Annotated in this window: 27 protein-coding genes; 4 read left to right on the top strand and 23 right to left on the bottom strand. The window is 59.2% G+C overall.

The features are described 5' to 3' along the window. Window positions 1-15: 15 nt before the first annotated feature. From dgoD to PGR6_RS07470, 8 genes are all read right to left on the bottom strand, one after another. The gene (dgoD, locus tag PGR6_RS07505) at window positions 16-1164 is read right to left on the bottom strand and encodes a galactonate dehydratase (protein ID WP_007903915.1); all 1149 of its coding nucleotides are present in this window, start codon (window positions 1162-1164) and stop codon (window positions 16-18) included. A gap of 47 nt (window positions 1165-1211) precedes the next feature. Further along, a complete protein-coding gene (locus PGR6_RS07500) occupies window positions 1212-1832 on the bottom strand; it encodes a 2-dehydro-3-deoxy-6-phosphogalactonate aldolase (protein ID WP_064616619.1) in 621 nt (206 codons plus the stop codon). Window positions 1833-1851: 19 nt separating this feature from the next. Continuing rightward, complete coding sequence (locus PGR6_RS07495; protein ID WP_064616617.1) at window positions 1852-2844, bottom strand: 2-dehydro-3-deoxygalactonokinase; 993 nt, start codon at window positions 2842-2844, stop codon at window positions 1852-1854. 349 nt (window positions 2845-3193) lie between these two features. Further along, a complete protein-coding gene (locus tag PGR6_RS07490) occupies window positions 3194-3691 on the bottom strand; it encodes a hypothetical protein (RefSeq protein ID WP_064616615.1) in 498 nt (165 codons plus the stop codon). A 2-nt stretch (window positions 3692-3693) separates the two neighbouring features. Further along, window positions 3694-4431, bottom strand: coding sequence for a hypothetical protein (locus tag PGR6_RS07485; RefSeq protein ID WP_064616613.1), 738 nt, complete (start codon window positions 4429-4431; stop codon window positions 3694-3696). Between the two features lie 6 nt (window positions 4432-4437). Beyond that, entirely contained in the window at window positions 4438-4932 is a 495-nt protein-coding gene (locus tag PGR6_RS07480; protein ID WP_064616611.1) for a PAAR domain-containing protein, read from the bottom strand. Between the two features lie 14 nt (window positions 4933-4946). After that, entirely contained in the window at window positions 4947-5591 is a 645-nt protein-coding gene (locus PGR6_RS07475; RefSeq protein ID WP_064616609.1) for a hypothetical protein, read from the bottom strand. 155 nt (window positions 5592-5746) lie between these two features. Next, window positions 5747-6229, bottom strand: a complete 483-nt coding sequence (locus tag PGR6_RS07470) for a GNAT family N-acetyltransferase (RefSeq protein WP_018926195.1) — start codon at window positions 6227-6229, stop codon at window positions 5747-5749. Between the two features lie 245 nt (window positions 6230-6474). Between PGR6_RS07470 and PGR6_RS07465 the strand changes: the two genes are divergently transcribed. The 3 genes from PGR6_RS07465 to PGR6_RS07455 all read left to right on the top strand — a co-directional run bounded on the left by PGR6_RS07465 (window position 6475) and on the right by PGR6_RS07455 (window position 7944). Further along, window positions 6475-7128: an HD domain-containing protein gene (locus tag PGR6_RS07465; protein ID WP_064616607.1), complete on the top strand. Its 654-nt coding sequence runs from the start codon at window positions 6475-6477 to the stop codon at window positions 7126-7128. Between the two features lie 127 nt (window positions 7129-7255). After that, window positions 7256-7510: a hypothetical protein gene (locus PGR6_RS07460; protein ID WP_018926197.1), complete on the top strand. Its 255-nt coding sequence runs from the start codon at window positions 7256-7258 to the stop codon at window positions 7508-7510. A gap of 53 nt (window positions 7511-7563) precedes the next feature. Further along, window positions 7564-7944: a Rho termination factor N-terminal domain-containing protein gene (locus PGR6_RS07455; RefSeq protein ID WP_018926198.1), complete on the top strand. Its 381-nt coding sequence runs from the start codon at window positions 7564-7566 to the stop codon at window positions 7942-7944. A 42-nt stretch (window positions 7945-7986) separates the two neighbouring features. On the opposite strand, the gene PGR6_RS07450 is transcribed toward PGR6_RS07455, so the two are convergent. The 10 genes from PGR6_RS07450 to PGR6_RS07405 form a co-directional block, all read right to left on the bottom strand. Beyond that, entirely contained in the window at window positions 7987-8916 is a 930-nt protein-coding gene (locus PGR6_RS07450) for a PfkB family carbohydrate kinase (RefSeq protein ID WP_064616605.1), read from the bottom strand. Then, window positions 8909-10375 carry a purine-cytosine permease family protein gene (locus PGR6_RS07445; RefSeq protein WP_064616603.1) on the bottom strand — a complete coding sequence of 489 codons (1467 nt, stop codon included), beginning with the start codon at window positions 10373-10375 and terminating at the stop codon, window positions 8909-8911. The genes PGR6_RS07450 and PGR6_RS07445 overlap by 8 nt, the downstream gene beginning before the upstream one ends. A 153-nt stretch (window positions 10376-10528) precedes the next feature. Continuing rightward, window positions 10529-11527, bottom strand: a complete 999-nt coding sequence (locus PGR6_RS07440; RefSeq protein ID WP_064616602.1) for an ADP-ribosylglycohydrolase family protein — start codon at window positions 11525-11527, stop codon at window positions 10529-10531. Further along, the gene (locus PGR6_RS07435; protein ID WP_026286427.1) at window positions 11524-12237 is read right to left on the bottom strand and encodes a GntR family transcriptional regulator; all 714 of its coding nucleotides are present in this window, start codon (window positions 12235-12237) and stop codon (window positions 11524-11526) included. Before PGR6_RS07435 ends, PGR6_RS07440 begins: the two co-directional genes overlap by 4 nt. Window positions 12238-12435: 198 nt before the next feature. After that, window positions 12436-13404 (bottom strand): L-arabinose ABC transporter permease AraH, encoded by a 969-nt coding sequence (gene araH / locus PGR6_RS07430; protein ID WP_018926203.1) that lies wholly within the window; start codon window positions 13402-13404, stop codon window positions 12436-12438. Window positions 13405-13413: 9 nt separating this feature from the next. Next, a complete protein-coding gene (araG, locus tag PGR6_RS07425) occupies window positions 13414-14958 on the bottom strand; it encodes an L-arabinose ABC transporter ATP-binding protein AraG (RefSeq protein ID WP_064616600.1) in 1545 nt (514 codons plus the stop codon). A gap of 65 nt (window positions 14959-15023) precedes the next feature. After that, on the bottom strand, window positions 15024-16028 hold the full coding sequence (locus PGR6_RS07420) for a substrate-binding domain-containing protein (RefSeq protein ID WP_018926205.1): 1005 nt from the start codon (window positions 16026-16028) through the stop codon (window positions 15024-15026). A 130-nt stretch (window positions 16029-16158) separates the two neighbouring features. Next, window positions 16159-16977 carry an SDR family oxidoreductase gene (locus PGR6_RS07415; protein WP_018926206.1) on the bottom strand — a complete coding sequence of 273 codons (819 nt, stop codon included), beginning with the start codon at window positions 16975-16977 and terminating at the stop codon, window positions 16159-16161. A 273-nt stretch (window positions 16978-17250) separates the two neighbouring features. Further along, entirely contained in the window at window positions 17251-18126 is an 876-nt protein-coding gene (locus PGR6_RS07410) for an SMP-30/gluconolactonase/LRE family protein (protein ID WP_018926207.1), read from the bottom strand. Window positions 18127-18166: 40 nt separating this feature from the next. After that, window positions 18167-18883: a FadR/GntR family transcriptional regulator gene (locus PGR6_RS07405; RefSeq protein WP_018926208.1), complete on the bottom strand. Its 717-nt coding sequence runs from the start codon at window positions 18881-18883 to the stop codon at window positions 18167-18169. Between the two features lie 243 nt (window positions 18884-19126). On the opposite strand from PGR6_RS07405, the gene PGR6_RS07400 reads away from it, so the two are divergent. Beyond that, a complete protein-coding gene (locus tag PGR6_RS07400) occupies window positions 19127-19999 on the top strand; it encodes an esterase/lipase family protein (protein ID WP_019582740.1) in 873 nt (290 codons plus the stop codon). A gap of 57 nt (window positions 20000-20056) precedes the next feature. Here the strand turns inward: PGR6_RS07400 and PGR6_RS07395 are convergent, their stop codons facing one another. From PGR6_RS07395 to PGR6_RS07375, 5 genes are all read right to left on the bottom strand, one after another. Beyond that, complete coding sequence (locus tag PGR6_RS07395; RefSeq protein ID WP_064616598.1) at window positions 20057-20617, bottom strand: DUF1285 domain-containing protein; 561 nt, start codon at window positions 20615-20617, stop codon at window positions 20057-20059. Window positions 20618-20633: 16 nt separating this feature from the next. Further along, a complete protein-coding gene (locus PGR6_RS07390; RefSeq protein ID WP_064616596.1) occupies window positions 20634-21239 on the bottom strand; it encodes a DUF4823 domain-containing protein in 606 nt (201 codons plus the stop codon). Window positions 21240-21485: 246 nt separating this feature from the next. Further along, entirely contained in the window at window positions 21486-22454 is a 969-nt protein-coding gene (locus tag PGR6_RS07385; protein ID WP_018926212.1) for a GTP 3',8-cyclase MoaA, read from the bottom strand. Between the two features lie 146 nt (window positions 22455-22600). Continuing rightward, window positions 22601-23239, bottom strand: a complete 639-nt coding sequence (locus PGR6_RS07380; protein WP_007942012.1) for a TetR/AcrR family transcriptional regulator — start codon at window positions 23237-23239, stop codon at window positions 22601-22603. A gap of 383 nt (window positions 23240-23622) precedes the next feature. Continuing rightward, window positions 23623-24414, bottom strand: a complete 792-nt coding sequence (locus PGR6_RS07375) for a TatD family hydrolase (RefSeq protein ID WP_018926213.1) — start codon at window positions 24412-24414, stop codon at window positions 23623-23625. Between the last annotated feature and the right edge of the window lie 7 nt (window positions 24415-24421).

The following is a 24421-nucleotide window of genomic DNA, read 5'->3' as shown; positions in this document are numbered from 1 at the left end:
ATCACCGCGTGAGTATCACCACTCGGCAAAACTGCCATCGGCATGGCGCCAGATCGGGTTGCGCCAGCGGTGGCCGACGGCAGCACGCTCAATCACGTATTCCTCGTTGATCTCGATCCCCAAACCCGGCCCATTGGGGATCTTCACGAAGCCTTTGTCGTAGTCGAACACTCGCGGGTCTTTCACGTAATCGAGCAGGTCATTGCTCTCGTTGTAATGGATGCCCAGGCTCTGTTCCTGAATGAACGCGTTGTAGCAAACCGCGTCCAGTTGCAGGCACGCCGCCAGGGCAATCGGCCCCAATGGGCAATGCAGCGCCAGCGCCACGTCGTAGGCTTCGGCCATGTTGGCGATCTTGCGGGTTTCGGTGATGCCGCCCGCGTGGGACGCATCAGGCTGGATGATGTCGACGTAGCCTTCGCTAAGCACACGCTTGAAATCCCAGCGCGAGAACAACCGCTCGCCAAGGGCAATCGGCGTGCTGGTCAGCGGCGCCAGCTCCTTCAGCGCTTCGTAGTTTTCACTGAGCACTGGTTCTTCAATGAACATCAGTTTGTACGGGTCGAGCTCCTTCATCAGCACCTTGGCCATCGGCTTGTGTACCCGACCATGGAAGTCCACGCCGATGCCGACATTCGGGCCGACCGCATCGCGCACGGCGGCAACGTTGGCCAGCGCCAGGTCGACTTTCTCAAAGGAATCGAGGAATTGCAGTTCTTCGGTGCCGTTCATTTTCACTGCGGTGAAACCACGGCTGACCGCTTCTTTCGCGGCGCGAGCAGTGTCCGCCGGGCGATCACCACCGATCCACGAATACACCCGGATCTTGTCCCGCACCTGGCCGCCCAACAGATCGCTGACCGACACCCCCAGCGCCTTGCCCTTGATGTCCCACAATGCCTGGTCGATACCGGCCAGCGCGCTCATGTGGATCGCCCCGCCCCGGTAGAAGCCGCCACGGTAGAGCACGGTCCAGATGTCTTCGATGTTGCGTGGATCTTTACCGATCAGGTAGTCGGACAATTCCTCGACCGCAGCAGCGACGGTGTGCGCGCGGCCTTCGACCACGGGCTCGCCCCAACCGGTCACGCCCTCGTCGGTCTCGACCTTGAGGAAGCACCAGCGCGGCGGAACGATGAAGGTGGTGAGTTTGGTGATTTTCATCTCTATTGTCTCTCTTGTAGATGCAGCGCTCACAGCGCCAGAAAGTCTTAACGCAGAGCGTTCCATGCAGCGACATATGCCTTGGCGCGCACCGCTACTTCGTCAGCCGTCATGCCCGGTTTGAACAACCCGGAGCCGAGACCGAAACCTTTGACGCCGGCCTCGACAAACACCTGCATGTTGTCTGGCGTAATCCCGCCCACCGGCACCAGCACCGTCCCCGCCGGCAACACCGCCAGCCAGGCTTTCACTACGGCTGGGCCCATCTGCTCGGCCGGGAACATCTTCAGCACATCCGCCCCTTCGGCCAGGGCTGCAAAGGCTTCGGTCGGCGTCGCCACGCCCGGCGACAGGAACAGCCCTGCTGCCTTCGCCGCGCGCAACACCTTGGCATCGCTGTGGGGCATGACGATCACCTGCCCGCCCGCCGCTTTCACTTGCTCGACCTGTTCCGGCGTCAGCACCGTGCCCGCGCCGATCAGGCAATCGGCGGGTAATGTGTTGCGCAGGATGCGGATACTTTCGTACGGCTCAGGGGAATTAAGCGGCACTTCGATGACGCGAAATCCGGCCGAATACAGGACTTCGCCGACGGCTGCCGCCTCTTGCGGACGCAGGCCACGCAAGATCGCGATCAGACCGTTTTGTGCCAATGCTTGCTTGAGCATGTCAGACCTCCAGTCAGGTTTAACGGGATGGGTTTGCAGTGACCAGTCCGGCGGCGACCGCCAACTGCCACAAGCCGCGTTCGGTGGCCTGCTCGGCCAGGGTCACCCGGGTAAAACCGCAGGCGTCGAGCGCCCGACTGTAGCGAGTGCAGAGTTGGGCATTGCCGATAAGGATGATCGAGGGCAGGTGCACGCTATTGCGTCGACGCCGCTGAACATTGGCCAGGGCCGACAGTTCATGGCCGATCAACAGGCCGGACAGATAGTCCGGTTGAGCGCTGGCGCTCAGCTCGCCGGTCAGCCCCAGACTGCGGGCACTGAACAACGTCGACAGCGGCCCGATCTCGCCGTCCGCCGACAGCGCCACTTGCACGCCACGGTCAAACGCCTCGCCATCAAAAGACCCGCCGCGCTGCTGAGTGCGCCCCAGAATGCTGTGTTCGCTGAGCACGGCGAAGACTTCGCCGGTCATGAAGGTATCGAAATGCACGATGCAGCCGTCGGCCACTTGCACCCATTTCGAATGACTGCCCGGCAGGCCGATCAACAGATCGCTACCCGCCTCGTCCGGCAGATTCTGCAATACGCCGAGGACCTGGGTTTCCTCGCCACGCATGACGTTGGGCAAATGCGAACGCTGAATCACACCCGGCACGATGTGCACATCGACACCGCGAAGACTGCGAACGGTTTGTAGGGAAGTTCCGAGATTGGCGACGTTCGCCGGCGTGTCGCAGTAAGCCGCTTCGCGCCAGCCCTGAGCACTGCCGACCATGCCACAGGCAATCACCGGAACGTCGGGCTGCGCGTCGAGCCAGTCACCGCAAGCCTCATCAAAGGCCAGTTCAAAACCGTCGGCGCATGCCTGACCGGCGATGGTTCGCGGCGTCTTGGGCAACTGCATGATCCCGGACGACAGCGCACGCTGTTCCAGCACCTGGCCACCGAAGCCGAGTTTGTAAGCACGTAATGAGGTTGTCCCCCAATCGAGCGCGATCAATTGCGCCAGCATCGCTTCACCTGTTTTGTTTTTTGGCAGTGAGTGAGCTGGACTATAGACCTGGACGCAGAGAAATCTCAATATATAAATATCATTCCCACATTATGGGATTTACAAATATAGCTAGATTTTCTTCGCCAAAGCTCTGCAACTCGGCCTCACCCACCGCGTGGGTTAGACCGCCGAGATTGCTGATTTCAGTCAGGGGTATACGTACTGGAAATCGGCCTTCGATGAGGGAAAGGCCGGGGTTTTCAAGATCACCGTGAGGCAGGCACTTGATGGTTTGATGAGCGGTAACTGGGAAGCGAGTGTGCAGTAAGGCTGCTTGCTTTCTGACAAGAAGCCTAACCGTTCGCTATTACTCTTTAGCAGCTGCCTTCAACAGATCTGCTGTCGGCACGCGCATAACATTTGAGAAGTATGTTTTGTAACGAGTGGTATGAACTCTGAACGTGCACAACATGAACTCACGCTTATCGAGAATCTCACGCAGTGCTTGACCGGTGAGAATAGTCTCTTTCCCTTGCAGTTCCTCAGCCTCGCGGAAGAGGATCATTGAAATATAATGCTCACCTGAAGAGTCTTTCACAAATTCGACAGTCCCTCTTCCAGAGCGTTTTATGTAATGCCCGACGGAAAAGTCAAGATCATCTTCCAGCGCACATACCAATCCCTCACCGATCTTGGACTTGAACAAACCCAAAAGCTCTGTATCACTGGTAAACCTTATCTGATAGGAATTACCACTCGGTGAAGTTTCCACCTTCTCGTAATGAAGCGTCGCGATGGGTCTTCCGTGTTTTGAAGAGCACGAAGCACACAACACCATAAAAAGACAAAAAACAAAATTGCGCATAGTTATTTCTCTTTAAAGTAGCTGAGTATGGACTCCGCCAACAACTGGCGAGCAGACTTTCCACCGTCTAACGGCTTCGCGAACATAATGTTCGCATCTGCATGATTGACATCCACCCTGCCACTTACATTCGGACCCGACGTAATCTCCCATTGCTCACCGAAGTCCGCAACAAAGTCAGACACGTTCCGGTCGTTTACTTTTGCAGCTCGGACATTGATCCAGAATTCTGCTTTGGGTTTAGGAGTCAACCTGTAAATATTGGAAATGCCGTAGACAATTTTCCCTTCGCCCACCGGGTCCAGAGTAATCAACATCCTTATTTTGTACCCCTTATCCGTCAACACACTGGAGAGGTGTGCACCGTTCCAGCCACCCAGACTGTGTCCAACAATATAAACCGCTGTGGAGGTGTCAGGAATTTCACTCAGAACATTTTTTGCCAAATCTTCATCAGTTATAAATTTATTGTAGGCCATTGCCCGTACAGGGCACCGACAGAGATAGTTCAGAGCATCAGCATCCGCCAACACGTCGTCACGAACATAACTGACGTTCCAGTTAGGACCACTCAAGTAGTAACTTTCCTGATCCCCAGCCCCACCGATAAAAAAGATAAATATTTTCTTTACCGTAATGGCAACCTGCTTCACCGAAGTGTCTTTTGGGTCTGTCAGTGGATGATCGCAAACCTGTCTTTTCGGCAACGCTTCCTTCGCTGCCGCGTTTTCACCTGGCATCCCCAATTACTCCACAAACAATTTAATGGTTTCAGCCAAATGCGAACTGACAGTATGGGTAAACCCGGACGCATCCGTGATGCCATGCTCTTCGCTGCCGTCCCCACGCTGAATGGTGTAGGGGTGATAGGGAACCGGCTCTCCAGTCGCCTCATTGACCACTTGCAACCTGTCCGTGAAATGCACCGGCATCGGCAACAACCCACTGAACGTGGCGCCTCCCCCGCTTTGCCCAATAATGACGGTGCCGGAGCCTCCAACCACCACGTTGCCATGCCCGCCCGTACTATCGAGCGTTGCAGCGTTGAGGCCATTGATAAATACCGTGCTGGAGACCGCGCCGGTGATCGGGCTGCCGCAGGCGGATTTATCGGTCATTCGGGCAGCGCCGAGGCCGTCGAAGAACACGTCCGGGGAACCAGACACGATCGGGTTGGTGCCATGGCCCGGCAACGGGCACGCGGTCGGGTCGGTGACGCGCGCAGCGGGTTTTCCACTCAAGTCAAAGCTCCTTGCTACTGAGGTTCAGGGTGAGGCTGATAGATATCAATGTCGGCCGCGGCGAAGCGCCAGCGGTTATCGACCGGGTCGAATAGCGCGTGACAATCGTCATGGCTGTCGGGAGATGAAACGTTGTGAAGGGTTTGCCAGGCTTCGGCGACTTGCCATTCCATATCCGCATCCGAGACGCTGTCGAAGTCATTGAGCCAAGCGTTGTAGTCGCGCAAGCCGATCCGGTTATAGGACGTCTGCAGCAGGCTAGTCATTTGCGGGCCGAAGTCGATGTAATGCTCTGCGGTCCATTGACCGATGTCGGAATAGACGTACCAGCCCATGGGCAACAATGTGCCATCGTTCAATAACGATTGATCCGCCAGGACAACGAAGCCACAGCAGACGTGCAGCGTCAGCCAGCCCTGATGATCCTGGATCAACTGATTTGGATCGAACGTGCGAAGCGGGACAACGCGGTACTCCTCAAGACCGCGACTGCGCGCCATCAACTCGGCATCCAGACGCGAGACGAACGCCCGGATCGCCTTACCGCCCGTGCGATTGAGGGTGCAAAGGATGTCCACCGGCTGGCGATGGCGGTCGTCCGTGGAGCCGAGTTTTTTCACCAGGCCATACAAACGCATCGTCGCCCGAAGTCCGCTCATCGCCAGTCACTCATTGACGCGGCGAAGGCTCCACGGGCGTGGAGAAAGGGTGCCAAAGGCATTGCAAGTGTCGTCCGTGAGCGCGCAAAAGGCGCACAGAATGCAGGACTAGAGCGGTGTAGACAACCGATGCGTATCAGATCGCCATCAATCGATCAGCCGCCCTCGGCAAAATCCCTTAGCACCGCCCCATCCATCCGATACCGCACCCACTCTTCCTGCGGTTGTGCGCCGAGGGATTTGTAGAATTCAATCGCCGGTTTGTTCCAGTCCAGCACGCTCCATTCGAAACGGCCGCAGTCATTGGCACAGGCGATTTTTGCCAGGTGGCGCAGCAAGGTTTTACCGGCGCCGCCGCCCCGTTGTTCAGGGGTGATGTAGAGGTCTTCTAGGTACAGGCAATTGCTGCCCAGCCAGGTGGAATAGCTGAAGAAGAACACCGCGAAGCCGATCGGCAGGCCATCGCGCAGGCAGATCAGGCCATGGGCGGTGGCGCCTTCGCTGAACAGGCTGCGCTCGATGTCGGCGACGCTGGCGATGACTTCGTGGCGGGCACGTTCGAAGTCGGCCAGTTCAGTGATGAACGCGAGGATTTGCGGAGCATCGCTGGGGGTTGCCGGGCGGATTTCGATCGTCATGGACGTGCCTTGTCAAAAGTTGAAAACGCCATACTAAGTCCGCGCGCGGCGCTCGTCACATTTGAAATGATGGAGGGGGCCTTTGTGGCTAATGTCGATTCGCTAAGTAATCTCAGCCGTAACACACTCTCCGTAGCAGCTGCCTCGCAGGCTCGGCAGCTGCTACGGATTGCATTTACGGTTTAACTTACTGGCATTGGAGCAAGCTCCCTCGCCACAAAAGCGTTTTCATACTTAGGACATTTATGAGCACCGCTGCTTTCGCACCTCTGCAGAATCTAGCCTCTGAACTGCTGCCCCATGCGCTGGAACCTGGCGAGGATGGCGCCCACGATCTGTCGCACTTGCAACGGGTATGGCACAACGTGCGCACGCTTCATGCTGAAGAAAGCGGTGATCTTGAGGTGCTGCTGGCCGCCGTGCTGTTGCACGATTGCGTGGCGGTGGAGAAGAACTCGCCGCTGCGTTCCCAGGCGTCACGGCTGGCGGCGCGGAAAGCGTCGACAGTGCTGACAGCCATGGATTGGCCTGACGCAAAAATCACCGCGGTCGTCCATGCCATTGAGGCCCATAGCTTCAGCGCCAACATCACACCCACGACCCTCGAAGCCCGAATCATCCAGGACGCCGACCGCCTCGACTCGCTTGGCATGCTCGGCGTGGCGCGTACCTTCTACATTGCCGGGCGCATGGACAGCGCGCTGTACGACCCTGTGGACCCGGAGGCAAACGAGCGGGACTACGATGACAAACGCTTTTGCCTCGATCATTTCCAGACCAAATTGCTGCACCTGGCGGACGGCTTCCAAACGACCACCGGCCAGCGTCTGGCACAGGTTCGCCATCAACGCTTGAAGGGATTCATGGAGCTGTTCAAGGAAGAAATCGGCGTCGGCTGAGGAGCCAGAGCCACACCGCTCGTCGTTCATCAGGCACCAATCCCGGTCGGGGACGGACCAATATCGAGTAAGGGCTCGCCAATGCGAGCGAGGAGCAACACTCGTCCATCCCAACCAAGAGGTCACCATGAACGTCGATAAAAACCTGGAAAAAGAAGTCCTGACCCGCCTGCTGCATGCCCATCCAAGTGGCTTGGGCAAGGAGGTTCTGGACAATTACCGGGGGGAGAAAGTCGTGGCCAGCACCCTTGCGACGCTGCAAGAGCGTGGGCTGATCCAGCACGGTCATGTGATCTGCAACGAAGCCGGCGAGCATTCGCTGAACCTGCCGATCAAACTCAGCGCCGCTGGGGTTGAGGCGGCGCGCAAACTGGATAACTAAACGAGCAGGAGCTGGCGAAGCCTGCGCCAGCTCCTATAGCCAGGAGAAATCCCATGCCTCGTGGAAGCAAAGACAAATACACCGCCGAGCAGAAACGCAAGGCCGAACACATCGAAGAAAGCTACGAACGCAAAGGCGTGTCGAAAGATGAAGCCGAGGCCCGCGCCTGGGCGACGGTAAACAAGCAGTCGGGTGGCGGTGAGCGCGCCGGCGGCTCGGGACGCAAGAAACCGGCCGCTGCCAAGTCTGCCGATCGCAAGGAATCAGCCCGCCGTGCCGTCGCCACCCGTGAGGGCAAACCGCGCAACAGCAAGGCGTCACGCGATACCCAGACGGTGGACAGCCTGATGAGGGAAGCCCGGGCGAAGAAGATTCCGGGGCGCTCGAGCATGCGCAAGCAAGAGTTGATCGAGGCGTTGCGCAAGGCGGGTTGAAAGTCAGGATTAAGGGTGAATTTGAGGGCCGATGGCGGCTGATCAGGCGCTGAAAGTTTCGCGGATCAACGCGTCCACCTCCACCGCCCCCGGCGAAGTCGCCGGCCCCCAACGAGTGACCGCCAACGCCGCTGCCGCGTTCGCCCGCCGTGCCGCTTCAGCCGCCGACAAGCCCTGCGCCAACCCGGCCACAAACACCCCGGCATGGGCATCCCCCGCACCGTTGCTGTCGACGGCCGAGACCTTGAATCCCGGCACCTGCTGACGGTCGCCATGCTGGCTGATCCAGCAACCCTGCGGCCCATCGCGAACCACCATCAGGGCGTCCGTCGGCAACTGATCCGCCAAAATATTCAACGCCTCGGCAGTGTCCGACGCCCCGGTAAACCGAAGCGCCTCGACACGGTTGCTGGTCCACAGATCGATGCGCGGCAGCAAGGCCTTCATCAGCGGTGCGTCCGGCGAATCCACCAACGGTCCCGGATCGAATACCACTTTGATCCCGTCCGGCAACTCCAGCACCCAATCCACCAGCACCTGAGCCTTGCCGGCATGCAGCAGGCTGTAGCCGCTGACATAGACAAAGTCGCCCGCCTCGGCCGGCACACTGGCCAGGTCTTCGGCGGTCAATTCGCCTTCGGCACCGATGTAGGAAATGAACGTACGTTCGGCCGAGGCTTCAGTCAGTGCGACACACAACCCGGTGTCGCGCTCAGCACGGTGAGCGATGCCGATCCGAATGCCTTCTGCCGCCATCGCCTCCCGGGCCAGATCACCAAAACGGCCGTTGCCATGGCGCCCGAGGTAAACCACCGGCAAGCCGTTCCGTCGGGCCGCGGCCATCACATTGAAACCGCCGCCAGCCTCGAAACGGGCGGATTGCGCCAGCGCGTCACCACCCGAATGAGGCAATCTATCCACGGCCATGACCAGGTCGATGATGACCTGGCCGGTATGCAGCAGCCTAGACATGAACAGGCTCGAGCAACGCGGCGCGGCGGTCCTTGGCGCCGCCGAGCACCCAGTAAATCCCGCCAGCCACCACGAACGTCACGATCCAGCCCAAGCCGTTGTGGCCCAGCCATGAGTCGGACAGGAAGCCCCGGAACCAGACATCTTGTTCAGTGGTGCCAATGGTGGTGAAGCTGAAACCCAACACAATCGCCACCGCCCACGCACCGAATGCACGCCACTCGACGCCGCCGCGATACCAGTAGGCGCTGCTCGGGCTGACGTCCAGCAGGTCCTTGGGGCTGTAGTAATGACGATGGATCAGGTCGACCACGAAGATCCCGACCCACGCCGTGATGGGCACCGCCAGCAAGGAAATGAAGGTAATGAACGGACCGTAGAAGCTCTCGGCGATCAGCATGAAATAGATCGAGCCGGCGAAGATCGCCACGATATCGACCACCACCGCGTATACGCGTTTGACCTTCAGGCCGAGGGTCAAGGTGGTCAGCCCGGCGGAGTACACCGACAGGTTGTTCGACAGCAGTAGCCCGCCGAACGCGGTGATCAGGTACGGCACCGCCATCCAGGTCGGCAGCATGTCGCGGATCGCGACAATCGGGTCAGTGGCCGAGGCCAGATCGTTGTTACCCACCGACAGCAGACCGCCAAGGGTGATCAGCAGCACCAGCGGAATCCCCGCACCGAACGCCGCCGACGCCACCAGGCGCACGGCTTTGACGCTGCGGTGCTGGTAGCGCGACATGTCCGCGCCGGCGTTGGCCCAGCCGATCCCGGTACCGGCGGCCATGGTGCCGATGCCGATGATCATCGCGCTCAGCGGTGCTGGCGTGGCATTGAATACGGCGCTCCAATCGATGGTCGCGCAGAGGAAACCACCGACCAGGATATTCAGCGCACCGAACACATAGGTTGCCCATTTCTGGATCACCAACAATGTGGCGTGGCCGAGACCGGACACCGACAACGTCAGCAGCACGAAAATCGCGATGAACACCAGGGTCAGCAGCGGCGCGCTTTTGGCTTCCACCGGCGAGCCGAACACTATCGAGCACAGCGACAGCAGGACGAACGCGGCGGTGGTGGTATTGACCGTTTCCCAACCCAGGCGCGACATCAGCGAGACTAGCGTCGGGCCGATATTGCCACGTACGCCGAAGATCGCTCGCGACAGTGTCAGGCTCGGTGCGCGGCCACGACGACCGGCAATGGAGATGATCCCCACCACCGCAAAAGAACCGGCGGCACCAAGGATCGCGACGATGATCGCTTGCCAGATCGCCAGGCCGCGAAAGGCCACCAGCGTGGCACCCAACGGCAAGCCGAGAATGGAAATGTTGGCCGCAAACCAGACCCAGAACAGTTGCAGCGGATGACCGTTGCACTCCCCCTCCGGCACCGGTTCTATACCACGGGTTTCCAGTTGTCCGGCGCTTTGCCCGGCGTTCGATGAACTCATGAAAATGCTCCTTGCAATTGTTATGGTGTGGGCAATCTCGGAGGACAAAACAACAGCCGGCCGTCCTGCCCGTGTTTGTGCGTTCCATTGCGGGTGAATAATTCAAGTATGCGGCGTATTCATCGCGGGCAGCCCGCGATGGGGCCAGTCCAGTCAACGTAAAGCCAACAGTCCTTTTACCAACGGTTCCAACTCCAACGAGTTAACCGTTTTAACCTGCTCGATCATCGCCACCGGCCAACTCTCAAGCCCCAGACAGGCCCCGAGCATGGCGCCAAGCATCGCCGCGATGGTGTCGGTGTCACCGCCCAGGCTCGCGGCCATGCACAGCGCTTCAAAGGCCGTCATCTCGCCGATGGCCACTTGCTGGGCCAGCGCAAACGACACCACCACCGATTCCTGTGCGGCCACCGAAGTGCCGATCACGTCGTACAGCAAATCCGCCAGCAACGCCTTGTCGCTGTCGATGCCGATACTCCGCGCCCAACTGATGCGCGAGGCAATCCGCCCGCCGGCGACCCAGTGGCCGTGACTTTCTGCCTGCTGCGCGAATTGCTGGCCGAGGTTCAACGCCTCGCCCAGGTCCATGCCGTTGATCCCGGCGGAAACCACTGCCGCCACCGCCGCCGCACTGGCAATCCCCAGCGTGGTGTTGTGGGTCACCTGACAGGCTTGCACCACGGAGCGGATGAAACGCTCAGGATCGGCGACATCGGCCGCAATCCCCACCGGGGTGATGCGCATCGCTGCGCCATTGGTGGCGCCATAGCGCCCCGCCTCTTCCAGCGAGTGGCCGGCGAGGATCATTTCGATCGCGCGTTTGGTCGAAGGGCCGAGCAAGTCTTGCGAGCCCTTGGCCTGCATCCCGGCTTCCCATTCGATCAATCGTTGGGCCAGTACCGCCGGTTCGATCCGGCCCTCGCCTTCGATCAACAACCGAGCGACCAGAATCGCCTGCTCGGTATCGTCGGTGATCGAACCTTTGGGCAAGTTCGCGGCAATCGGTTGATCGGGGCCTGCGTCTTGCAGATCGGTGATTTCAACGAAGCGCGCCTTGATGTCGGCGCGGCTCAGGGATTGGGTCGGCATGCCCAGCGCATCGCCCAGGGCCAGTCCATAGAACGCGCCGAGGGCACGGTTGAGCGCGGTCATTTTGGAGCTCCAAACTGCAAATGCAGACGAAAGTGCACCGGATCGAGCAGGCTTTCGACCTGCTCCATAAAACGGTTCTGACGGTCGTAGGTGGTGCGCAGGGCCTTGAGAAATACCGTGCCGACCGGGCGCCCGAGCAGTTCGGCGTCTTCGGCGTTCAAGGGTTCGGCACCGATCCACTGATCGCCGTGCTCGCCGACATAGCCGTAGGCAGCCAACGTGATGGTCAGGGAGTTATCAATCAGTCCCACTCGCGGCAGGCCTTCCAGGCCTCCGGTCGCGGGCATTAACGCGCGTTCCAGAGACACCAGCGTACCGTCGGTGGCGCGCCGGCGACGGTCGAGGGTGATGAATTGATCGGTGCCGAACCGCGACAGCAGGTCAGGACGGGTCACCGCCTCCAGTCGCAGCACTTCGGTATTGATCAACGCCCCGCTGTCCGCCAGTGCCTGGGCCCAGCCGCTGCTCTGATCGAGCACTACGCCGTCGTAAGTAACGATGGAACCGACTCCGCTTTGCGTGGCGATGTAATGACGCCGTTTCAGTTCGGCCAGGGCTTCACGCAGCGTGCCGCGGCTGACCTTGAATTCTTGAGCCAACTGATGTTCACCCGGCAATAGCAAGCCGTCCTCCATGAGGCCGCTTTCGATGCGCCGGACAAGCTCATCGATAATCCGTTGTTTCTTGTCAAATCGTACCTGTCTAACCATGTACAAAGTGATAACCGAAAGGGATTAGGGCGAGCAAGGGATATTTTGTGGCTGGATTGTGTGACAGACAGACCGCTTTCGCGGGCAAGCCTCGCTCCTACAGGGGGATCTGCACGGTACTGTAGGAGCGAGGCTTGCCCGCGAAGGCGTCGGCACATCCAGTATCCATGTGCCGGGCATCCCGCTCCCCCGGGAAAATCAGCGTTGTTTCAGTCGGTCGATCACAACCGCCAGCAACAGGATCGAACCGCGAATCACGTACTGATAGAAGGTATCGATGTTCTTCAGGTTCATCGCATTCTCGATGATCGCCAGAATCAGCACTCCGGCAATCACATGCCGAATCATCCCGATCCCGCCGCTCAGCGACACCCCGCCCAACACGCAAGCCGAGATCACTGTGAGCTCGAAACCCTGGCCAATCATCGGCTGACCCGAGGTCATGCGCGACGCCAGAATCACCCCGGCCAATGCACCAATCACCCCGTGCACGGCGAAAATGATGATCTTGGTTCGGTCAACGTTTACCCCAGCCAGCAACGCCGCTTCCTGGTTGCCACCGATGGCCATGGTGTTGCGCCCGTAGGTGGTGTAATTCAGCAGCCAGCCGAAAAACAGGAAGCAAACGATGGTGATCAAAATCGGCACCGGCACACCGAATAACTGGCCATTACCGAAGACGAAAAACGACTCCTGGGACACGCCCACCGCTTTGCCGTTGGCAAAGATGTAAGCCAGGCCACGAACAATCTGCATGGTCGCCAGCGTGGTGATCAACGCATTGACCCGCAGCTTGGCGATCACGATCCCGTTGATCAGCCCGACAATCAGCCCCATCACCAGCGCCGCACTGACGCCGAGGAACACGCTGTTGGTGTCGCGCATCACCACCGCCGCGACCACGCCGGCGCAGGCAATCACCGAGCCCACGGACAAGTCGAAGTGCCCCGACGCCAGGCAATACAACATGGTGCAGGCGGCAATCCCGGTGGTGGAAATCGCCAGGCCCAGACCGCGCATGTTCAGCGGCGACAGGAAGTTGTCGATCAGCAAGGTGCAGAGCACGAAGATCCCGACGGCCGCCAGCAGCATTACCCAGTCATCGAGAAAGCGTCGTAGGTCCAGCGGTTTGCGCGGGGTTGGCAGAGCGTTGTTTTGGATGGTCATAGTCACCTCTCAGTTCGCCACGTCGGCAGCGCGTTGGCGTGGCAAAGCCAGTTGCAGCAGGTTGGATTCATTGGCGTGTTCGCGGGTCAGTTCGCCGCGCATCGTGCCTTCGCAGAGCACCAGGATGCGGTCGGAAATACCCATGACTTCCATCAGGTCGCTGGACACCACAATCACCGCAATACCGCTGGCGGCCAGGTTGTGGATGATCTGGTAGATCTCGGCTTTGGCGCCGATGTCGATGCCGCGTGTAGGCTCATCGAGCAGCAGGACTTTCATCGGCATCGACAGCCAGCGACCGAGAATCGCCTTCTGCTGATTGCCGCCGGACAGGTACATGATTTTCTGCGCCGCGTTGGGCGTCTTCACCTTCAGCGCCTTGATCTGCTTGTCGGCGTTGCCCTTTTCCCACAGCCCGCGCAACAGGCAACCGAAGGTGGAATGAGCACCACGAGCACTGATGTTGATGTTCTCGGCGACACTGGCGAGCGGCAGGATGCCCTCCTTCTTGCGGTCCTCGGGGCACAGCAGAATCCCCGCCGCAATGGCATCGCGCGGTGAACGCAGTTTCAGTTCATGTCCACGCAACTCCAGGCGTCCGGCCGTGTTGCGGGTAAGTCCGCTGAGCATGCGAAACAGCTCGGTGCGGCCCGCGCCAACCAAGCCGAACAGACCCAGAATCTCGCCCTTGTGCACCTCGAAACTCACCGGTTCACGCAAACCCGGCCCCAGCAAACCGTCAACCTTGAGCGCCACCGCGCCACGCGGGCGGCTGCGGTAATCGTAGATATCCTGAATGTCGCGACCGACCATGCACGTCACCAACTGGTCATGGGTCAGCGCGCTCATGTCCTCGAAGGTGCGCACGAAGCGACCGTCCTTGAACACCGTTACCGCGTTGCAGATGCGGAAGACCTCTTCCATGCGATGGGAGACGTAGAGCACCACTTTGCCTTCGTCGCGCAGACGACCGATGATCGCCATCAAGCGATCGATCTCCCGCGCCGACAGGCTGCTGGTGGGTTCGTCGAACGCAATCACATGCGCGCCACGGGACAGCGCCTTGGCGATTTCCACCAGTTGCCGCTGACCGAGGGACAAGCGCCCGACTTTCTCTTGTGGATCGATTTCATCGGCCAGGCCTTTGAGGCAGGCCAGTGCCTGTTGCCGCAAAACGCTGCGATTGATCAGGCCGAAACTTGCCGGCAGATGCCCAAGAAACAGGTTCTCGGCCACGGTCATTTCCGGCACTAGGTGCAGCTCCTGATGGATCACCGCGACCCCGCTGCCAATGCTGTCGGCAGTGGATTTGAAGACCCTCGTCTGCTCGCCGATCCGCAGGTCGCCGCTGCTCGGCATGTAAGCACCGCCGAGGATCTTCAGCAGTGTGGATTTACCGGCGCCGTTCTCGCCCATCAAGGCATGAACCTGCCCCGGATGCGCGACGAAGCTGATGCCGTCCAGCGCCTTCACCCCGGGAAAGGTTTTGCCGATCCCGTTGAAGCGCAGGCTGCCGCCAATGCGCTGTTCATCTGTTTGTACGTGTGCGTGCATAACCCACCTCATCACACCGATCAGGCGGCCCCGTCGCCGGGGCCGCCAATGAAATCAACCGACCCTCAATTCCACAGGCCGATCTTTTCCAGTTCCTGCTTGAAGTTGTCGCGCGTGATCAGCGTCACGTCGTCCATGGCGGTGTATTTCGGCGGTTCTTTGCCGGTGGTGACCCACTCGTGCATCATGCTGGCGGTGTTGTAGCCCTCGATGTGCGGGCTCGGCAGCATCGAGCCGAAGAAGCCGCTGTTGGCTTTCTTCAATTCGCCGATGGCATCGGTGCCGTTGATGCCGATGCCGATTACGTTAGCCGCGGCAAAACCGGCGCTTTCGGTGGCGCGCACGCCGCCCAGCACGGTGTTGTCGTTCATCCCGCCGATGATCAGGTTTTTCGCCCCGCTCGGGAGCTTCACCAGCGCCGAGTTGGTGGCGTCCATGCTGCCAGGTACGTCGAGGGTTTTCAGGGCCGAGAACAGAATGTGGTCTTTCGGCATCCCGGCGTCTTCCAGGGCTTTAACCGAACCGTCGGTGCGTTTCTTGCCGGTATCGAGTTCGTTGAAGGTGTTGATCACCGCATAGGTTTGTTTCCAGTCCCAGCCGCGTTTTTTCGCTTCGGCGGCCATGGCGGCGCCCTGCTTCTGGCCAACTTCGAAAGCTGCCATGCCGAGGTATGGCACGTCCTCCATGAACTTGCCGCCGGCATCGACGAAACGGTCATCGACAGCGATCACTTTCAAACCGTTGAGCTTGGCCTTGGCCATGATCGCCGGGCCGAGGGAGACGTCCGGCGGGCAGATCACGAAGCCCTTGGCGCCGTTCGCCGCCAGGCTGTCGATGGCCGAAAGGGTTTTCTCGCCATCAGGCACAGCAATCTTGATGACGGTGAAGCCCTTGTCCTTGGCGGCCTTTTCAGCGAAGGCCCACTCGGTCTGGAACCAGGGCTCTTCGGCCTGCTTGACCAGAAAACCGATCTTCACTTCCTCGGCCGCCAGCAACGTACTGCTCAGGCTGACCGCGGTGACCGCCAAAGCGGCACAGCACAGGGAACGGATCCCACGACGACGTTTCATAAGCTGACTCCTTGTTATTTTTTTTGAGCGTTAGTTGAAAGCCAATACTGCGGTCGAAGCATGTAGCCAATAGTCATATCGTATGATGATTGTATTTCAGGCGTAGTTTTGCGCCTGAAACCCAAGTTATTCAGTCGTGGTACATGACCGAACGACCACCATCGATGGTGATGCACGAAGCGTTGATGAATGGCGCCTCATCGCTGGCCAGGAACACGGCAGTCATCGCCACTTCGATTGGCTGACCGATGCGGCGCGGTGGATGCAAGTCGAAGGCCCGTTGACGTTCGGCATGAGGGTCGGCAAAGCCGTTCCAGTAGTCGACGTTCAGTTGGGTTTCGATATAGCCCGGCGCGATGGCGTTGACGCGAATGCCCTTGGGTGCGTATTCGATGCCCAAGGCGCGGGTCAGCCCGAGTAAGCCATGCTTGGCCACCGGGTACGGGAAGCAGCCGGGAATGATGTGAGTGGAATGGGTCGAGGCGATGTTGATGATGCTGCCGATGCCCTGCTCGATCATCTGCGGCAGCACGGCTTTGCAGCCATACCAGGCGCCGTCCAGGTCGATGGCGAAGCAACGATGCCAGTCGTCCTCGGTCATTTGCAGCGGATCACGGAACACGTTGACCCCGGCGCAGTTGACCAGCACGTCGATGCGACCGTGAAGCTCAATGGCCAACTTGGCCATGGCGTGCAGGTCTTGCTGGCGCGATACGTCGGCCTTGATCGCCACGACATCCGCGCCTTGTTCACGCCAATGCGCCGCGACTTTTTCGACTTTCTCGGCCTGGATATCGCTGATGACCAGCTTGGCTTGCTGGGACGCAAAGGTCGCGACAATCGCTTCGCCGATCCCCTGAGCGGCGCCGGTCAACAGCACGACCTTGTTTTTGAGGCGCTCACCCTTCGGCGGTTCGGGCACCGGTGGCAAGGAAAGGGGTTCAGCCATGGATCAACACTCCTGTTCGAGGGCACGACGAAAACCGGACATCTGTCGATGTCCGGTCAAAAGGCTTTTTGGAATAGGCAGGCAGGCGTGCAAACGCCCGGGCGCCGGGGCGGCCTGAAGCACTGTCACCCCAAGGGAGGACGGTGGAATATCGCTGCATCACTTCACCTGTTTTGTTTTTTTAAGTGTGAGTGCGTGTAACTGATGGGGCCGACTATAAACCCGGCCACCAACAAATCTCAATATATAATTTTGCATCCCATATTTTGGGATTTATCCTGCAAATCTCTGACAGGGCTTTCCGGGCACATCGACTCGAACCGACAACACCGCACCATCCAATGGATGGTTGAGCGGGCTCGCCGCACTGGTGATGTACAAGGTTTTGAAGTCTTCGCCACCAAACACGCAACTGGTGGGGCGACTGACAGGCAGTTCGATCACCCGATCGACATGACCGTCCGGGCTCAGCCTGAGCAAGCAACTGCCGTCCCAGCGGGCGTTCCAGATATAGCCCTCGGCATCCATCGCCGAGCCGTCGGGGCCACCCCGTTCGTGGGGGCCAAACCAGACGCAGGCGGTGTCGAGGTTGCCGTCGGTATGGATGAAATGTTGGTACAACGTACCGTCGAGGCTGTCGGCGAAATACAGGGTTGTGCCGTCGTCGCTCCATAGCAATGTGTTGGGGATGCCGAGCCCTCGAAGCAGCGGCGTGACCCGAGCATCGCGGTCGATGCGAAACAGGCCACCGGAGCGGCGCACGATCGGCAAATCTTCGCCCTGCTCGCCGATGTTGTTTTGCATGGTGCCCAGCCAGAGCCGGCCCAAGGCATCGCAGCGGGCTTCGTTGGCGCGATTGCCGGGTTGCGGATCGGCCACACAGAGCAAGGTCAGCCGAGGCTCCAGGCCGGGAGAGTTCAGGTCCAGCCGATAAACCCCACTGCTCAATGTCACCAGGGCATCGCCACTTTCGCAGGGGATGAATGCGGACACGTGTTCCGGCATCTGCCAGATTTCCACATTGGCGCCGATCAATCGCAGCGCCTGTTGGCCGGCGATATCGACCCAGTACAGCGCCTGGGTCGGTGCATCCCAGAACGGACCTTCACCGAGTCGCGCACGGTGTTCGGTAACCGCAGTCCACGTCATGAAACCTCCTTTTTATGCTTTTATGTGGGAGCGAGCCTGGTCAGCTTGCCTTCTTGTCGGCCATGACTTGGGGGTAAAACCGTTTGATCGCCAGGTCGGCGTTATCGATCAGGGTCATGCAGGCCCACACACCCCGCGCAGCATCCCGGGCGGCGATGGCGTCGGCCATGTCTTTGTGAATCGGCAAGGTTCGGCGCAGTTCGTCCGGGTCGGCGGCAGACACTTCGAACGACACCGCCAGCAGCGCGCCGAGGGCCGGGACCATTTGTTCGATGAATTGATTGTGGCTGGCGGCGAGGATGCACTCGTGGAAGAACTGGTCGGCGCGGTTGTAATCGATGCCGCTGTCTACGGCTCGTTCCAGCGCGTTGTAGGCCTGAAGCACGGCTTGCACTTGTTCCACCGTCGCGCGCTCGCAGGCCCAACGCACCGCCATCGGCTCGATGGTACGACGCAGGTCAAGCAAGTCGTCGACGAAGTTTTCCGGCAAACCGCTGCGCGACAACCAGCCGACGACTTGTGGATCGAAGAGGTTCCAGCGCCGTACCGGCAACACCCGCGTGCCGACCTTCGGCCCGACTTCGAGCATGCCTTTGGCGACCAGGGTTTTGATCGCTTCGCGGATGACCGTACGGCTGACCCCAAGCTGCTCGCCCAAGTCGGCTTCAACCTTGATGGTCTGACCGGGCTTCACCTGGCCAGCGGCAATCCAGCACCCCAGCCAATCAACCGTCGACGCGTGAAAACTGCTGGACATGGGTACCTCACCGCCCGGTGAAAATAAAAATGAAACGACACGAAAGCCGTTCGCAATGGATGCCCACGCTAATCATCATATGATTGGGTGTCAATTGGATTTTTCTGGAGTTCTTGCCAACACAGGCATGACTGTTCGTCCGATTACTCCCCCGGCGCTTTGAACCCACCCACTTTGTAAACTACGGTTAGCCCGCAACAGATCAGGCTGTTTCACTAAAATCCGCTATTGCCAGGTATGAACATGGACATGGATGCGTCTACGAAATACCCCATTGTGTTGGTTCACGGTCTTTTCGGCTTCGACAGAATCGCCGGCTATCCGTACTTCTTCGAAATCGAGGAAGCCCTGGAACGTGCTGGTGCCCAGGTGTTTGCCGTGAATATTCCAACCGTCAACGGTAATGAGGAACGCGGTGAAAAACTGCTCGAACACGTCGACCGTATTTTGCGGGAAACGGGCGCCGCCAAGGTCAATCTGATCGGCCATAGCCAAGGTCCGCTGGCCGCACGCTACGTCGCAGCCCTGTACCCGGAAAAGGTTGCGTCGGTCACCTCGGTCAGTTGCCCTAACCACGGCTCCGAGATTGCCGACCAACTGCACAAGGCACTGACACCCGGAGAATTACCCGAAGCCTTGGTATTAGCCCTGTTAGGCGCAGTCGGCACCTTCATTTCGTTGATCAGTGGCCATCCGGAAAACCCCATCGACCCTCAAGCGGCGTTCGAATCGCTGACCAGCGCAGGCCTGGCCGCCTTCAATCGCAAGTACCCGCAAGGGCTGCCAAAGGTTTGGGGCGGGGAAGGCAACGAAGTTGAGAACGGCGTGTATTACTACTCCTGGAGCGGGATCGTGCAGAACTTTCAAAGCCTGCAACTCCTCGACCCGACCCATTTGAACTGTAAAGTGCTGTCGCAGCTATTTTATAAAGAGAAGCACGCCAATGATGGGCTGGTCGGCCGCTACAGCTCTCATTTGGGCAAAGTGATCCGCTCGGATTACCCCATGGACCACTTTGATGCAGTCAACCAGATGGCCGGGATCAACAGTTGGAACGTGAGCCCGGTGATGCTCTACCTTGAACACGCCGCCCGGCTCAAGAGCAAGGGTTTGTAAGCCCATAAAAAACGGCCCGCTGCAATAACGGGCCGTTTCGTTTCTCGGGTTCAGCGCTTACGGCTCAAGTCCGATCGGGAAAAACTCGCCACCGCTCCAGACACCGAGCCAGCTCTGCCCGTCAATCTCACGGCTCACCGCCAGCTCTACCAATTGATAGAACACATTGCGGTGAATCAGCGCTTCAAGGTTGCTGCGCACATGCACGTACGGTGCGGGCTCCTGAGTCACCGAGTCGATCACCACGCGCATGGGGTGCTCGACACCGGCGTCGGTGGTTTCATCGACGTTGGTGGTAAAGCGCAAGACCTGAGCCTCACCCTCGCCTTCGACTTCCACGGCTATCGCCACGAACGGTGCGTCGTCGACCTTGATGCCGACCTTTTCGACTGGAGTAATCAGAAAGTAATCATCGCCGTCGCGGCGAATGATGGTGGAGAACAGCTTGACCATCGGCTTGCGCCCGATCGGCGTGCCCAGGTAATACCAGGTGCCGTCGCGGGAGATGCGCATGTCGATGTCGCCGCAGAAGTCGGGGTTCCACAAGTGGACCGGTGGCAAACCTTTGGTTTTGGGGATTTGTCCCAACAGGTCATTGGCTTTTTGCGGGCCACTCATGGCGTTCTCCTTTTAATTACTGATCGCTGAGCCCCAACAGGCTACGAGCGTATTGCTCCAGCGGCGGGCCCAGAAGATCTTCTGGCCTGTTATCGTAGAACGTCAGTAAACCGCCACGACTCTTGATACGTGCAGTATCGATCAAATACTGGGTGCTGGTCTCGATCAACATGATCTGAATGACGCCACTGTCGATCCCGAGGCGATCCGAGCGCTCCTGGTCGATCAAATCGTCCGCGTTGCCGATGCGGTCGTCGGCCTTGGCAAAACGTGTATAGAGCAGGTAGTGAGCACCGGCGGCACGGGCTTCTCCCATGGCGGCGTCGAGGCCTTCCGGCGCGCGGGCGCGGCGGACCATCGGGAAATATTCGATAAAGCCGTTGAAGGCTTCTTCGGCCACCACGTTAGGTCGCGGAGAAGCAATGCCCGGTGGCGCGAAGGCGCCCTGGGCGATGTAGATGAAGGAGTCCGGCTGAATGCGGATGTTATTCACGCGACGGCTGTCGCTATGGTCCAGCAGCCCCACGTCGCTCATGTGGTAGCGAGTTCCTTCGGCCATATCGCTGACATTCATGCAGCCGCCAAGTGCCAAAACGGCCAGCAGCAAAACCAGGCTACGCATCCTTCCCTCCAGAAGCCGGTGACGGAAAACCGGCGAATGGCCGAGGGATGCAGCTTCCGCGCCAGCTCAGGTCATGTGCATTTTCAGTCTGAACAGACCTGTGGCGAGGGAGCTTGCTCCCGTTCGGCTGCGCAGCAGTCGTAAGTTCCAGGGAATGCGGAGCGTTTGGTAATTTTAGGGCCGCTTCGCGCCCCAGCGGGAGCAAGCTCCCTCGCCACAGCAAGCGCCCTTCACCGCAAGACCCGGTCAGCCGCCGATGATTTTCATGATGGTCGCGCCACCGGAGAACGCCACTTCCTGCTTGTCCCCCAGAGCCTTCACCAGCAGTCGCTGCAAGGCCGGCAATGCCTGATGACGGGGTTTGTCCAGCAGATCGCCGACATAGTGGCGATTGCTCGACGACAGGCAGCCATGCAGCCAGCCAGTGGACGACAAGCGCAGACGCGAGCAGGTGCGGCAGAACGGCACGCTTTCGTTGGCGATCACGCCGAAGTGGCCCTGTCCCGGAATCTCGTAGCGCACCGCCGTGGCATCGACCGGCGCGTCGGCCTGCAGATATTCGTAGTGTTCGCCGATCAGGCTCAGCAATTGCTGAAGGCTGACGAACTGTTGCAGGAAGGCGTTGGAATCACTGGCCAAGTGACCCATGCGCATCAACTCGATGAAGCGCAGCTCGTAGCCGCGTTCCAGGCAGTAATCGAGCAATGGCATCACCTGATCGAGGTTTTGCCCACGCAGCGGCACCATATTGACCTTGATCTTCATGCCGGCTGCCGCGGCCTGGGCCATGCCGTCGAGCACGGTCGCCAGATCGCCGCCGCGGGCAATGCTGCGGAAAGCCCCGGCGTCCAGGGTATCGAGGGAAACGTTGATGCGCCGAATGCCGGCATCCACCAGCAGCGGCAGCTTCTTCGCCAACAGCTGGCCATTGGTGGTCAGGCTGATGTCCGCCAGCCCCATCTGCCCGACGGCGGTCATGAAGGCTTCGAGCTTGGGGCTGACCAGTGGCTCGCCACCGGTAATGCGCAGACGCTCGATGCCGGCTGCTTCGATCAGATAAGCCACGCCGCGTGCCATCGCCTCGGCCGACAACTCATCCTGCGCAGCCACCAGCCGTTTGCCGTTGGGCACGCAGTAGGTACAGGCGTAGTTGCAGGCGGAGGTCAGACTGATCCGCAAATTGCGAAAACGCCTGCCTTGACGGTCAACGATCATGGATCACTCCGGCGAAAGAAGATTCGAACGCGCAAAACTTGACTCACAAATCAAGTTTTAGCAAGCCCTATGCCTGAGTATATTCCTGCGGTACTGCGCCACGTAGCTAAATCATGGCTCATGGCGCAATTAGACAACTGGATGGCTCAGCTGCTCGGAGTGTCGGTATCGCGCTTGCGCTTGTTGCCCATGCGCACGCCGATGTCCATCAGGAACTGGAAGAAACCTTCCTGATCTTCCAGCACATTGCTCCAGAACGGCGAGTGATACAGCGCCACGGCGCCATGCACCAGCGCCCAGGCTGCGCAGTAATGGAAGTAAGGAGGCACGTCTTCGAGCTTGCCTTCGCTGATCCGGCCCTTGATCAGCAGGGTCAGGCGTTCGAAGTTCGAGGCGCGGATCTTGTGCAGTTCCTCGACCATCTCCGGTACCTGGTTGCCCTTGACCACCTTTTCTTCCAGGCGATCGAACAACCGATAGCGTTGCGGATCGCGCATGCGGAATTCGAAGTAGGCCCGGGACAGGGCTTCCTTGTCCTTATCGACATCGGCGGAATGCAACAGCTCGTTCAAATCACGCTCGTAGTCGAGCATCAGGCGCAGGTAGATCTCCGCCTTGGATTTGAAGTGCTTGTAGATCGTGCCTTTGCCGATACCTACGGCATCAGCAATCATCTCGACGGTGACACTGTCTTCACCTTGTTCGAGGAACAGCTTGAGCGCGGTATCGAGAATTTCTTGCTCGCGGCGACGAAACTCACGGACCTTACGAGGTTCTTTATGCATAAGAAAAGGTCTGTAGGGGTCAAAATTCGAAGCCGCGTATTATGCCTAACTTACGCCAAAATGCACGGATCATCCGACCATATATGTGTTTCTTGATGAATTCACGCGACCTCGCCGGTTGATGAGAACTCAACCGAAGCGCACGTATTCCAAATTTGTTTAAAAACCCGACCAACCAAACTGGACTCGGCGCGATACTGATCAATACTTCAACTGTCGGCGAGGCATCTCCCCCAAGTGTCGCGCCGATGAAGGTACCAAAGGATTGCGTGCCTTTGTTTTACTCCTAATGGTCTTAACCCGGATTCACCCCCCAGAACCCGGGTTTTTTTTGCCTGCAATTTGGGAGCAAAGCCCGCCACAGGTTGCGACTTTTTCCAACGTTACGCCGATGCCCTGACGTGCGCCAACGGAAATAACCGCTTGAAATTCTCGGTAGTCTGCTCGGCAAATCGCTCGTAGGGCTCGCCTCGTAACATTGCCAGAAATTCCGCTACCTCACGCACGTACTGCGGCAGGTTCGGTTTGCCGCGATACGGGATCGGCGCCAGGTACGGCGAATCGGTTTCCACCAGCAAGCGGTCGGCCGGCACTTTGCTGGCCACATCGCGCAAGGCATCGGCATTGCGAAAAGTGACAATACCGGACAGGGAAATGTAATAACCCATATCCAGCGCGGCCTTGGCCATCTCCCAGTCTTCGGTGAAGCAATGCAGAACGCCTGCTTGAGGCAGCGCCGCCTCACGCAGCAGTTCGAGGGTGTCGGCCCGGGCGCCCCGGGTATGAATGATTACCGGCTTGCCGGTCTGTTGCGCCGCTTGCAGGTGCAGGCGGAACGACTCCTGCTGCAACTCTGCCGCTTCCGGTTCGTAGTGGTAATCCAGGCCGGTTTCCCCGATCGCCACCACCCGCGGATGATTGAGTTCGCGCAACAGCCAATCCAGCGCCGGAGCGGCACCGGGCTGCACGTCCAGCGGATGCACACCGACTGAACAATCGACGTCGTCGTAGCGTTCGGCCAGGGCTTTGACATCGGCGGCGTTATCGGCGCTGACGCCAATGCACAGAAAGTGCCCTACTCCCCTCTGACGAGCCGCGTCGAGCGCAGCATCCAGGGAGCCGTCGTGGGCGGTGAGGTCGAGGCGATCAAGGTGGCAATGGGAATCTACAAGCATAAAAGGG

The organism is Pseudomonas sp. GR 6-02, assembly GCF_001655615.1.
Classification (GTDB): domain Bacteria; phylum Pseudomonadota; class Gammaproteobacteria; order Pseudomonadales; family Pseudomonadaceae; genus Aquipseudomonas.
This window is presented reverse-complemented; position numbering and strand designations above follow the sequence as displayed.